Genomic DNA, 11,633 nt, shown 5'->3' with positions numbered 1-11,633 from the left:
TCTCGATGGCGGTTTTCTGATCATACTCCGCACGCCCATTGCCGCGCGGCGTCATCTTCGGACGCGTCAAAGGCGCACATCTCGATGGGTATAAGGGGTCCCATTGATCGGATCATCGCACGCATCCAACCGGATGCCCCCACGACCGCATAGCGACCGATTGTGCCAATGGTCCCTAATTTGGACGTCAAGGTGTCCTTGTCGCCAAGCAGTCCCAGATCGAAGCCCTCACTCGCCCAATTATCCGCAGCGTCTTTTTCAGAGGGCGCGAAGGTGGGGACGTCGATCGTCGGTAAAATCGAGTCGAACCAGTTCAGAAGTGCCTGAAATGCCTGCTTGTCGGTCACTTCCGCGACGCGCGCCACCTTCGACCATTGAGGCAGAATTGAAAACTCAAAGCGGGCATCCGCGATCAACGCGTCGCAGATGACATCGTCGAGAGCCTCGAGATGTAGGATGATGCCCATTTTGCCGTTGGCCTCCAAGGCCGGCTTCAGCTCCCGCTTCATCGTGGCGATATCGGATTTGTCGACCACGTCAGACAGGGTAACCTCGAAAATACGCGGCTTGAATTCTCTCAAGGTCAGCATGTCATGTGTCCTTTTTCTAGGTTCTTGTCATATCGCAGCATCGCTTCCGGCGCTCTCGTCGGTGCCGGCAAGTTCGGCCAACATCCGGCGGTATTCACTAGGGTTTGACAGCGCGATGCTGCCTTGTGGCAGGCCTTCACGCACGCCGTCGCAAATCATCCCGTTCAGCGCCGGCACGACCGCATGCGCGGTTTTTGTGAAGGCGCGCTCGAAAAGTACGTGGTTACCGGGTTGCAAAAGAACGGTCACGAAGGCTCAAACCCCGCCGATAATGTCGGCTTCCCATTGAAACGAATACGGACGGAATGCACTTTGCTTGGCCAACGCGTTGCCATCCTCCTGGCTCGGGTCGGCCTCGGCTACGGTCAGGCCCTGAGCGGTCATTCGCGAGATGACACCGGTGAGCAGATCCTCCTTGGCGGTGAAATGATAGTGGAACCCACCCTTGGCAATACCGGCAACATTAAGAAGATTGGCGACCGTTGCGGCTTCGTAGCCCCGCTCCATGAATAATACTTGAGAGGCGTCGAGGATCGTCGCGTATCTCGCATCCGGGGCCATCCTGCGACACAGCCTTCGAGCATCGTTGCGTTCCACCCAACCTTCTCTCCAACTACAAACCGCCGGTCGGTATGTAATGGTGCGAGACAACCCCGTCAAGTATGCGGGCCATTCGCCGCAGCAACACCTAAAAAAGGTCCAGTAATCATACTGGACCTTTTCGCTTGTTGCTCTGTCTCGGCTCTCTTCGTCATCCGGCAATCAGACCGGGCAGCCAGGTGACGATGCCGGGGAAGATGAAGAGGATCGCGATCGCCAGGATCTGCAAGACCACGAAGGGCAGGATGCCTTTGTAGATGGCCGAGGTGGGCAACTCGGGCGGAGCCACCCCGCGCAGGTAGAAAAGCGCAAAGCCGAAGGGCGGGGTCAGGAACGAGGTTTGCAGGTTCACGCCCACGATCACGCCAAGCCAGACGGGATCGACATCCATCATCAGCAGCACCGGCGCGGTGATCGGGATCACGATGAAGATGATCTCGAACGTGTCGAGGATGAAACCCAGCAGGAACATGATGGCCATGACCATCGCCACCGCGGTCAGGGTGCCGCCGGGCAAGGTGCTGAGGAATTCATGCACCAGGTTGTCGCCGCCCATCAGGCGGAAGACCACGGAGAAGACCGACGCGCCCAGAAGCACGACGAAAACCATCGAGGTGATCGTCGCCGTGGCGATGACCGTCTCGCGTAGGATTGTCAGCGACAGGCGCCAGCGCAGCGCCGCCAGCACCATTGCGCCCACGGCGCCTACCGAGGCGGCCTCGGTCGGGGTGGCGATGCCGCCGAGGATCGAGCCGAGCACGGCGAGGATCAGCAGCATCGGGGGCAGGAGGGCCGAGAGAACCTCGCGGCCCAGATCGCCGCGCTCGGCCTCGGGGACGGGCGTGGCGGGGCATGAGGCGGGGTCGGTGACCGCCTTGAAGATCGTATAAGCCAGGTAGAGGCCCACCAGAAGGAAACCGGGCAGCAGTGCCCCGGCAAAGAGGTCGCCGACGGAGACGGGCATGGGCGCGTAATTGCCCTTCGCCATCTGGACCTGGCTGTTGATGCCCGACAGCATGTCACCCATGAAGATGAGGACCGTCGAGGGCGGCACGATCTGGCCCAGCGTGCCCGACGCGCAGATGACGCCGGTCGACAGCTTGGGGTCATACCCCGCGCGCAGCATCGCGGGCAGCGAGATGAGGCCCATCGTCACCACCGTGGCACCCACGACACCCGTTGAGGCCGCCAGCATCGCGCCCACGAGGATGACCGAAATGCCAAGCCCCCCGCGCAGATTGCCAAAAAGCTTGCCCATGGTCATGAGAAGCTGCTCGGCGATGCGCGAGCGCTCCAGCATGACACCCATGAAGATGAAAAGGGGCACGGCGACCAGCACTTCGTTGGTCATGAAGCCGATATAGCGGTTCGGCAGCGCGCCGAAATTCGAGGGGTCGAACACGCCCAGCACATAGCCGACACCGCCGAACATCAGAGACACGCCCGCCAGCGTGAAGGCCACGGGAAAGCCCATCAGCAGAAAGCCGATGATGCCGAAGAACATGAGGCCGGCGAGGATCTCGCCGATCAGAATGGGGTCCATCAGTGCGATCCCTCGATTGCGGCAGCGGCGGCGTCATCCGCGCCCACCGGGTATTGAATGACGCTCGGCACCAGATCGCGCCGCCCGCCCAGCACCAGGATCGAGCGGCAGATCATCGCGATGCCCTGCAGTGCCAGAAGGACAGCGAAGGCGATGATAAACGACTTGAGGATGTAGAGGCCGGGCATGCCGCCCACATTCGCCGACGCCTCGGTATAGGACCAGGCGCGCTGCACGAAGGGCATGGAATAGACATAGACGACGCCGGTGAAGGGCAGCAGAAAAATCAGCGCGCCGATCAGATCGACCGTTGCGCGTTTGCGCACCGATGCCGGGCGGTAGAAGATGTCGACGCGCACATGGTCGTCCCGCATCAGGGCAAATCCCGCGACGGCGGTGAACATCGCGCCGCTCAGCCAGATGTAAAGGTCCTGCATCCAGACATAGCTGATGGCAAAGACATAACGCTGCACAACGACCGTAAAGCAGACCAGCACGATACCGAGGCTGAGCCAGGCAAAGACCTGTCCGACAAGCCAGTTGATCCAGCATATCAGCGCAGCAACTCGGGCGATGAATCGCATCATTTCGGCGTGCTCTCCCCTGCAAGGCTCGTGCAATCCACGTCGGCCGCACGGGTCCGCGCCTTAAACAGCGAAGTATGCTATCAGTCAACCAAAAGCGTTTGTTTGTTGCGCAAAAGGCGCGTGTTTCGCAGTTTTCGGCTATGGTGGGGTTCGGCGCGCAGATAGGTCGGGGCTTGATGCCAAGCTGCGGGCCTTTTCTTTGGAGCTTTGGGCCTGTAGCCCTTAACCCATAGCGGGCAGGCCAGCAGGGAGGCGGGCGATGCGACAGGTGGATCTGAACGCCGATCTGGGCGAAAGCTGGGGCGCCTGGACCATGGGCCATGACGCCGAGATGTTCGACATCATCACCTCGGCCAATATCGCCTGCGGGTTCCACGCCGGTGACCCGGTGGTCATGCACCGCACGCTGAGCCTGGCCAAGGCCAAGGGTGTCGGGGTTGGCGCCCATCCGGGCTATCTGGACCTCTGGGGGTTCGGGCGCCGCCGCTTTGCCGATGATGACCCGGACGAGATCGAAAAGCTGCTGATCTATCAGATCGGCGCGATTCAGGCGATGGCCCGCGCGGTCGGTGTGCCGGTCACGCATTTCAAGGCGCATGGCGCACTTGCCAATGTCACCGCCGTCAATGCCGAGATCGCCGATGCCGCGGCCCGCGCCGTTCTGGCCACCGATCCCGGCATGCTCTTTCTCGCGCTGCCGGGCACCGAGCAGGAGCGCGCAGCGCAGCGCGCTGGCCTCGGTATCGCACGCGAGGCCTATGTCGACCGCGCTTATTGCGCCGATGGCACACTCGCCCCGCGGGGCCAGCCGGGCGCCGTGCTGGAAGATGCCGAAGAGACGGCAGCGCGCATGGTGCGCATGGCCCTGGAGGGCCGCGTCATCGCGATTGACGGGCAGGATATCGCGCTGGAGTTCGATACGATCTGTGTGCATGGCGACAATCCGCATGCCGTCGCGATGGCCCGCGCTGTGCGCGACGCGCTGACGCGGGCAGGCGTGGAGCTGCGCCCGATGGCGGGTTGAATGGGCGCGGGGATGCGATATCTGCCCTCTGGGGACTGCGCCTTGACGGTTGAATTCGGCGCCCGTGTCGACCGCCGGATCAACCGGCAGGTCATGGCGCTGGATGCTGCCCTCAAGGCACGGATGCAGGCGGGCGCGCTGGACGGGGTGATCGAGACGGTGCCGACCTTTCGCTCGCTTACGATCCACTACAACCCGCTCGTGCTGGACCATGCGCAACTCTGCGCCCGGATCGACGCGCTGGATATCGCGCCACTGGGCGAGGTGGCCGGTGGCCGCCGCGTCACGTTGCCAGTGGCATATGGCGGGGATCACGGCCCCGATCTGGACGAGGTTGGTGCCGCCGGGGGGCTAGGTATCGAAGAGGCGATCGCCCTTCATAGTGGCGTCGTGCATTACGTCTACATGATCGGGTTTGCGCCGGGTCATCCCTATATGGGCGATCTGCCACCCGAATTGACCCTGCCACGCCGCAAGACACCGCGCACGCGTATCGCGCCGGGCACGGTTGCCGTCGCGGTGGGGCAGACGGTGATCTACCCCTTTGCTTCGCCCGGCGGCTGGCATGCGATCGGGCGCACGCCTGCCGCGCTCTTCGACATCACCCGCGAAGAGCCGACTCTGCTGCGCGCGGGAGACGAGGTGCGGCTGCGGCCGATCGGGGCCGAGGAGTTCGACGATCTGGCGGCCCGCCCGATCGAGGACCGCATCACCATCGAGGAGGCGCACCGATGACCGCCGCGCTGATCGTTCAAAGCGCCGGACCCTTTACCACCGTGCAGGATCTTGGCCGCTCCGGGCATCAGGCAGCGGGCATTCCCGTCTCGGGCGCGCTTGATCCTGTTGCGCTGCGCATCGCCAACGCGCTGGTCGGCAACAAGGAAGGCGAGGCCGCGCTTGAGATCCGCCTTGCCGGTCCGGTACTGAAGGTCGAGGCCGCGCGCGTACGCGTCGCGCTCTGTGGCACCTCGGCCCCTCTGCTCACCCTTGCACCCGAGCCGCGCGAGGTGCCAGCCTGGCAATCCGTCACCCTCGAACGCGGCACCGTCCTGCGCGTGCCGCCCCTCAAGGACAGCGTCACCGCCTATCTTGCCGTCGCGGGCGGATTTGACCTTGCGCTCGTTCTAGGCAGCCGCTCCACTTGTCTGCGCGCAAGTTTCGGCGGGCTGGAGGGCCGCACGCTCGCCGACGGTGATACCGTGCTCCTCAGATGTGCCGGGCCGGAGGAGCAGCCTGACATGCGGTGCATCCAACCGCCGTCACTGGCGCCGCCCAAGGTCATTCGCGTCGTCCTCGGGCCGCAGGACGATCATTTCACGAAAGACGCGATCGCCGAGTTCCTGCAAGCCGAGTTCCGCGTAACATCCGAGGCCGACCGCATGGGCATGCGCCTGAGCGGGCCCAAGCTGACCCACCGGAACGGCCACGACATCACGTCGGACGGCGTGGCCACGGGCGCTGTCCAGGTGCCCGGCGACGGGCAGCCGATCGTTCTTCTGGCCGATCATCAGACAACCGGCGGCTACCCCAAGATCGCTGGGGTGGTCTCAGCCGATCTGCCGACGCTCGGACGCATGGCCCCTGGCGCCGCGCTGCGTTTTTCTGCCATATCCGTGGGCGAGGCGCAGGATATCCACCGCTCGGGCGCCGCCGCCACGGCCAAGGCCCTCGCCATGATAGAGCCCGTCAGCCTTGATCCAGCAAAACTGACCTCTCACAGCCTGCTGGCCACAAACCTGATCAGCGGCGTCGCAAGCGCCGCCCACGACAAGGATTGACCCATTGTGCCAAAAGGATGCGCCCTGGGACGGCATCAAGCAAAGGTAAAAACCTGAGATGTTCCCTGCACGACCCCATGATTTGAACCCAAAAACATGGGCTGACCCAACCGCCGCGATTTCCCTCAACTTTCGCCTTGTTTCTGCGCAGAGACATCTCTAAACGGGTCGGCGGAGACGTGGCCGAGTGGTCGAAGGCGCTCCCCTGCTAAGGGAGTAGGCCCGGAAGGGTCTCGTGGGTTCGAATCCCATCGTCTCCGCCACCCCATCCTATATTGTCATTTGTTTTCAAAGTATTATAGAGATGTGTGGCTGACGTTTCCCACAAAATTTCCCCCACTAATTTTCGGATGGTAGCGGCTTTTACTGGACACAACTTTTTGTCTTGGATTTGCCCGCGAACAAATCTGACTGACCCCGCCGGTCCTGACTCCGGCGCTGTAGTGATTCGATAGCCCCTCCTCTATCTCCATTCGCCCAGCGCGCTTGTGTCTTGGGCGTCATGCGCCAAGCAGCTTGATCGGTGCGGGCGGTGTAACAACATGGTAAGGTGGGCGTTCCACTTGGAGAACCTTGGTTTTGAAGACAAAGTTTAATGCAAGCTCTGTGCTAAGCCGCCGCATTGTTCTCGTAGGCGCCGGTCTGGGCGGCATGGCAGCGCTTCTCTACTCCCCGGGAGTGCGGCGTCTGATCGAAGCGCCATTCAACTTCAAGCCTGTGACTGGGCTCGAAGGCTTCCGGCGGCTTAACGGCGGCGATGTTACATCTGCAAACTTTGCTACAATTGGTTTGGACAGTTCTGAAACAACAGGCATTTCGCCAGCGTTGGTTTGTCAAAATCTCTTTCTTGAAAAGCCGCAAGCAGGTCAGGTTCCTGTTGCCTATTTTTCTGATTCACGATGTGCCTATTGCCGCGTTTTATCGCCGCTCTTGCATGAACTTCAGCAGACCGAACCAATCGCAATCACTTGGCACGAGTTGCCATTGTTCGGTCAAACGTCTCAGCGGGCCGCCATGGCGGCACAGGCAGCACAGCGCCAGGGCGCATATTGGACCTTCCACGACCGTCTAATGGGCACACCCTTTGTGGCCAATGACGCATACTTACGACAGCTGGCATTGGATGCCGGTATTGATGCGGACAAGCTGTTGCGGGATATGACGTCGGCCGAAGTCACCAACCAGATCGAGATGTCCAAAGCCTTAGCCGGGGCCTTCGGCTTCGTCGGCACGCCAGCAATGGTGATAGGCCGCACGGCCATTCTTGGTGTAGTCGATGAAAGAACAATCCGGCGCTTGGTTCAGGATGAACTGAATGCCACCGAACCGGGTCCATGTGCATAAGGCGCGGTGGCGAGGCGGAGCGCTTCAGATTCCGGCGAAATCGTTGAACTGTCGCATTGTCAGATCGATGGTTTTCGCGTCCTCACGCGTCGTCTGAGCCTTACTTTCCTCTGTCGTTTTGGTCTTGGTGGGTTTGGGTGCATCGTCAGCCATGTGTCTACTCCGCGTTGTGCAGCAGACCGGCCGAAGTGCGCCGACCGGCGCCACTGGACTTTGGGTTCGTGCAGGGCCGCCAGCCAAAAAAGTCAGAACCAACTAGTAGAAGCATACCGGCTGGCGCCCCACGATTTAACCTTAAGAATTTATAAATAATTCATCTACAGGGCAGTTGGAAAAACTGTGTCGCCAATCTGGACGGAATGTATCGCCTTTGAAACCAGGCCATGTGCGCGCGCCATCTCGAAATCCTCAGCATTCAAACGAACCTTTCGGCCCGGCTCCGTGCTCCGTGCTCCGTGCTCCGGCAAGAAAAAACACAGCCGCTCCTTTTGCTAATCGGTCTGCCAGAAGTGGCGGTTCATTATGATGCCTTTATTTTGGACACTTGAATTACGCCACTGGTTTAATCTCAAGCGCATGTAGGGGTCTTGATCCTACGCCTTACTGCTGGCGCCAAGCATAGCCTCGCCACTGCCGCCGACATAAATGATGCGAAACGTGTTCTGCCCCTTAACCCGGCAACGGGTGCATCTCGCGCGCCTGGCCGCGTCCCGCGCATCCATATCCATTCCGAACGCCTCAATCAGCGTCTTTACCGGCATGTGCGCACTGTGGCCGCATAGGTCACACGTCAGCGCAAGGTGGTTGTTAGTAATGCTGGCTAGGCGCGTCATACAAAGTGCCCTCCCAAACTCCAGTCCTTCCGACAGGTCAGACGAAGTGTTGCCTTCTTAAAAACAAGGCGCTTGCTGCCAGAGCAATGGCTATCAGGAAGTTTATAGGGCGACCGCCAAGGTGGAAAGCAGACTTTAACTGCGCTGCGCTTGAACCTCTGTTGAGCGGGATAAACCTGCTATTGAAGACAGCGGCATCGCCATAACTTAGTCAACATTTGACCTCGGTTACCTCCATCATCCATGCTTAGATTAGGGTATGGTATTTCCATTAGCTTGGATGGGCTTCGATGCTTAGAACTAGATACTTCCTCATATCCGTTTTCGTGTGTGCCGCTGCGTTACTGGGCACTGCGCCTAAGGCACAAAACTATGAAGCCATTTTTCAAGGTTTCACGACTGATGGCCTTACGTACAACGAGCGTAGATACCTGCAGGCAGCATTGGCTTTTGAAGGTCACTACGTTGGACTGCTTGACGGAGATTGGGGCCGCTTGAGCAGAGAGGCAATGCAGCGGTACTCAACCAAGGAATTCGGAGCGCAGCCAGAAGAGTGGCATACGGCTATGCTAGCCTTCAGCTTTTTTGGTCGATACGAGCGCGATGGATGGGACATGCAGTACTTTTCTGCCCTCGACATGTCGGTGATGCTCCCCCTGAAAACACTGATTACGGACCCGAATTCTGAGCATCTGATCAATTACCGTCATCGCGACAGCACATTGGCAGTTTCGATAGGTCGACATAGCCTAGAGACAGCCTCTGGTTTGCATCAATACACCATGGGCGCTCACTCAACCGCTGATGCCCCCTATTCCGTAAGGAAGGATGGCCTAGCCATCAGCACGGCGACCACGAGAGATGGCACAAAGCTCTATACCCGCTCGAACTTCATAAACGGGGCGTGGTCGACAGTCATGGTGTCCGCAAAACCTTGGGACATAAACACCTACCAAGCTGTGGCATCTAGTATCGCTAAGGGTAGAAGCGCTCCCTTAGACATTACAGAAAATGGCAAGCTTATCGAGGTTGTTAGGCAGACCATGGCTTTTGCAGAGTCAGAAGAACCCGCCGAAAAGACGCCCTCTTCCCGCTCCGCTGAACCTGAACGTGCAGGCGGATCAGGGTCCGGTTTTGTCGTGTCAAGCGACGGCCATGTTCTAACCAACGCGCACGTCGTTGATGGATGTTCAGCGATATACGTTGATGGCGTTTCAGCCTCTTTGGTTGATGTGTCCAGCGAGTTCGACCTAGCGTTGCTCAAGGCGACTTTGAAAGAAAACAAAAGCGTTGCTGTATTCTCTGCGAGTCCGGCAATGCTCAACTCGGACGTAACTGCTGTGGGTTTCCCATACGCAGGTTTGCTAGGAGGAATTAACGTGACACGGGGCACAATATCCTCTCTGAAAGGCTTGGGAGGTGATTTAAACACGTTTCAGATTACGGCGCCTGTACAAAGTGGAAACTCGGGCGGACCATTGCTCGCATCAGATGGTGAAATAGTTGGCGTCGTTGTATCCAAGCTGGATGCAACGGTAATGGCTCAGAATGGCGGTGATGTACCCCAAAACGTGAACTTTGCAATCAGAGGGGAGATTGCCAAGGTGTTCTTGGCTCAGAACCAAGTTGAAGCAAAGTTGAGCTTGGATAATGTAGTGCTAGCGCCTGAACAACTGGCCAAGTCGGCGGCGAATTTCACTACTTTCGTTGAGTGTAAATAAGAAATTCTCGACTGTCGGATTTGGCAGCAAAAGTGAGAAGCGGTAGTTCGCTGCGCAAGGCACCGATGTCTCCTTTGCGGGACACTGCGGCCATTGATGCCTGCAGGTGCAGTGTCCGCTTGTAAGTGACAACGGATCAGCACAGGACTAATGCTCTGCGCATGAAGCCCAAAATACTCACAACTCTGCCCTGCTACACGCGAAGTTTGTTGGTGCAGGATGCCATCGCGGGAGTGACCGTTGCCATGGTGGCGCTGCCGCTCAGCCTCGCCATCGCTATTGCGTCAGGAGCTGACCCTGCGAAAGGCCTCGTGACCGCAATTGTCGCGGGCTTCCTGATTTCTCTGCTGGGCGGCAGCAGGGTTCAGGTTGGTGGGCCGACAGGCGCATTTATCGTCGTCGTCTTCGGCGTGATTGCTGTGCATGGCTACGATGGATTGGTGTTGGCCACTTTCATGGCAGGCTTGATCCTGCTGGTTGCAGGATACTTCCGTGCCGGAAATCTTATCCGGCTCATTCCCGAGCCGGTCATCAACGGTTTCACCATCGGCATCGCCCTTATCATCGCGACGAGCCAACTCAAGGATCTGTTGGGGCTCACCGCTACCGAGGTTCCTGCGGAATTCATGGCAAAAATCGAGGTGCTTTGGGCCGCACGTCCTACCTTTTCATGGGCCTCCACTCTGATTGGCCTCAGCACCATGGTGTTGATCGTCGTTTTTCGTCGAGCCGCGCCAAGACTACCGGGTCTGATTGTTGCTGTTGGGTGCACATCTGCGCTCGTTGCTCTGTTGGGCCTTCCGGTCGAAACGATCGGGTCGCGGTTCGGAGAGCTCCCAAACACATTGCCCTGGCCCGAGATGCCCGAGATCAGCCTTGAAAAGATATTCGAGCTGCTGCCATCCGCACTGGTCATTGCATTTCTCGCCGGTGTCGAATCCCTGTTATCCGCCATGGTGGCAGACCGCATGATCTCGGGGCATCACCGCCCCAACGCCGAGTTGTTGGCACAGGGTGCGGCGAACATCGGATCGGCGCTTTTTGGCGGTTTGCCTGCAACCGGTGCCATTGCTCGGACGGCGACCAATATTCGCGCCGGTGGCAAGACTCCAGTTGCCGGTCTGATCCATGCGTTGACGATATTGCTGATTATGGCCCTCGCCTCACAACTCGTTGGATATATGGCAATGCCTGCATTGGCGGGGCTTCTTATACTAACGGCCTGGAACATGAGCGAGCCGCACAAGCTCCGGGGCTATCTCAGGGAAAGGAAGTCTGACCTTTTCCTCTTGGCGCTGACAGCGGTCCTGACAGTAGTTGCCGACCTGACGGTCGCTATCGGGGTGGGTGTAGGTCTTGGCTTGGCCCTTCGACTTCAACGGCGCAATGCCTCGGCCTCCGATTGGTCCGAGCCGGATAGATAATTCGAAAAGCATTCCAGCCAGAGTTCCCCTCGAACTGTCATTGGCGGAACGCGCAGCATTCGTCATAATGGGCTCTTAGCGGGCATTCGCTGCGTAAACTTCGAAGGTCCGCAAAGCCATCGTTGGAACTCGTTCGATCAATGGCCCTGGGGTAGGGTTTGGCTTTCATTAGCCGTCCATCGCTTTGGC

12 protein-coding genes and 1 tRNA gene are annotated in these 11,633 nt (G+C 59.2%); 7 read left to right on the top strand and 6 right to left on the bottom strand.

Annotated elements, in window-relative coordinates; genetic code table 11:
- Positions 1–20: 20 nt before the first annotated feature.
- The 5 genes from ACEWPL_RS13340 to ACEWPL_RS13320 all read right to left on the bottom strand — a co-directional run bounded on the left by ACEWPL_RS13340 (position 21) and on the right by ACEWPL_RS13320 (position 3,317).
- Positions 21–590, bottom strand: a complete 570-nt coding sequence (locus ACEWPL_RS13340; RefSeq protein WP_393930997.1) for a SpoIIAA family protein — start codon at positions 588–590, stop codon at positions 21–23.
- 27 nt (positions 591–617) lie between these two features.
- Positions 618–839, bottom strand: coding sequence for a hypothetical protein (locus tag ACEWPL_RS13335; protein WP_393930999.1), 222 nt, complete (start codon positions 837–839; stop codon positions 618–620).
- A gap of 6 nt (positions 840–845) precedes the next feature.
- The gene (locus tag ACEWPL_RS13330; protein ID WP_393931001.1) at positions 846–1,187 is read right to left on the bottom strand and encodes a TetR family transcriptional regulator; all 342 of its coding nucleotides are present in this window, start codon (positions 1,185–1,187) and stop codon (positions 846–848) included.
- Positions 1,188–1,341: 154 nt separating this feature from the next.
- Complete coding sequence (locus ACEWPL_RS13325) at positions 1,342–2,733, bottom strand: TRAP transporter large permease (RefSeq protein ID WP_393931003.1); 1,392 nt, start codon at positions 2,731–2,733, stop codon at positions 1,342–1,344.
- Positions 2,733–3,317, bottom strand: a complete 585-nt coding sequence (locus tag ACEWPL_RS13320; protein ID WP_393931193.1) for a TRAP transporter small permease subunit — start codon at positions 3,315–3,317, stop codon at positions 2,733–2,735. Before ACEWPL_RS13320 ends, ACEWPL_RS13325 begins: the two co-directional genes overlap by 1 nt.
- A gap of 262 nt (positions 3,318–3,579) precedes the next feature.
- On the opposite strand from ACEWPL_RS13320, the gene ACEWPL_RS13315 reads away from it, so the two are divergent.
- The 5 genes from ACEWPL_RS13315 (at position 3,580) to ACEWPL_RS13295 (ending at position 7,466) form a co-directional block, all read left to right on the top strand.
- A complete protein-coding gene (locus ACEWPL_RS13315; RefSeq protein WP_393931005.1) occupies positions 3,580–4,344 on the top strand; it encodes a LamB/YcsF family protein in 765 nt (254 codons plus the stop codon).
- Positions 4,345–5,079 carry a 5-oxoprolinase subunit PxpB gene (pxpB, locus tag ACEWPL_RS13310; protein WP_420744353.1) on the top strand — a complete coding sequence of 245 codons (735 nt, stop codon included), beginning with the start codon at positions 4,345–4,347 and terminating at the stop codon, positions 5,077–5,079. It abuts the gene before it with no gap.
- Positions 5,076–6,122, top strand: a complete 1,047-nt coding sequence (locus tag ACEWPL_RS13305) for a 5-oxoprolinase subunit C family protein (RefSeq protein WP_393931009.1) — start codon at positions 5,076–5,078, stop codon at positions 6,120–6,122. The genes pxpB and ACEWPL_RS13305 overlap by 4 nt, the downstream gene beginning before the upstream one ends.
- A 173-nt stretch (positions 6,123–6,295) precedes the next feature.
- Positions 6,296–6,385 (top strand) — tRNA-Ser (locus tag ACEWPL_RS13300).
- Between the two features lie 310 nt (positions 6,386–6,695).
- Positions 6,696–7,466: a DsbA family protein gene (locus tag ACEWPL_RS13295; protein ID WP_393931011.1), complete on the top strand. Its 771-nt coding sequence runs from the start codon at positions 6,696–6,698 to the stop codon at positions 7,464–7,466.
- Between the two features lie 24 nt (positions 7,467–7,490).
- On the opposite strand, the gene ACEWPL_RS13290 is transcribed toward ACEWPL_RS13295, so the two are convergent.
- Positions 7,491–7,619, bottom strand: a complete 129-nt coding sequence (locus tag ACEWPL_RS13290) for a hypothetical protein (protein WP_393931013.1) — start codon at positions 7,617–7,619, stop codon at positions 7,491–7,493.
- 970 nt (positions 7,620–8,589) lie between these two features.
- On the opposite strand from ACEWPL_RS13290, the gene ACEWPL_RS13285 reads away from it, so the two are divergent.
- Together ACEWPL_RS13285 and ACEWPL_RS13280 are read left to right on the top strand one after the other, a co-directional pair.
- Positions 8,590–10,020 (top strand): S1C family serine protease, encoded by a 1,431-nt coding sequence (locus ACEWPL_RS13285; RefSeq protein ID WP_393931015.1) that lies wholly within the window; start codon positions 8,590–8,592, stop codon positions 10,018–10,020.
- 161 nt (positions 10,021–10,181) lie between these two features.
- Positions 10,182–11,444: a SulP family inorganic anion transporter gene (locus ACEWPL_RS13280; RefSeq protein ID WP_393931017.1), complete on the top strand. Its 1,263-nt coding sequence runs from the start codon at positions 10,182–10,184 to the stop codon at positions 11,442–11,444.
- Positions 11,445–11,633: the final 189 nt, after the last annotated feature.

This window comes from Roseovarius roseus (assembly GCF_043355935.2).
Lineage (GTDB): Bacteria > Pseudomonadota > Alphaproteobacteria > Rhodobacterales > Rhodobacteraceae > Roseovarius > Roseovarius roseus.
This window is presented reverse-complemented; position numbering and strand designations above follow the sequence as displayed.

Bases quoted from the DNA above. Each gene is read 5' to 3' on its own strand.
- ACEWPL_RS13340 (WP_393930997.1), bottom strand. From the start codon at position 590: ATGCTGACCTTGAGAGAATTCAAGCCGCGTATTTTCGAGGTTACCCTG.
- ACEWPL_RS13325 (WP_393931003.1), bottom strand. From the start codon at position 2,733: ATGGACCCCATTCTGATCGGCGAGATCCTCGCCGGCCTCATGTTCTTC.
- ACEWPL_RS13320 (WP_393931193.1), bottom strand. From the start codon at position 3,317: ATGCGATTCATCGCCCGAGTTGCTGCGCTGATATGCTGGATCAACTGG.
- ACEWPL_RS13315 (WP_393931005.1), top strand. From the start codon at position 3,580: ATGCGACAGGTGGATCTGAACGCCGATCTGGGCGAAAGCTGGGGCGCC.
- pxpB (WP_420744353.1), top strand. From the start codon at position 4,345: ATGGGCGCGGGGATGCGATATCTGCCCTCTGGGGACTGCGCCTTGACG.
- ACEWPL_RS13305 (WP_393931009.1), top strand. From the start codon at position 5,076: ATGACCGCCGCGCTGATCGTTCAAAGCGCCGGACCCTTTACCACCGTG.
- ACEWPL_RS13290 (WP_393931013.1), bottom strand. From the start codon at position 7,619: ATGGCTGACGATGCACCCAAACCCACCAAGACCAAAACGACAGAGGAA.
- ACEWPL_RS13285 (WP_393931015.1), top strand. From the start codon at position 8,590: ATGCTTAGAACTAGATACTTCCTCATATCCGTTTTCGTGTGTGCCGCT.
- ACEWPL_RS13280 (WP_393931017.1), top strand. From the start codon at position 10,182: ATGAAGCCCAAAATACTCACAACTCTGCCCTGCTACACGCGAAGTTTG.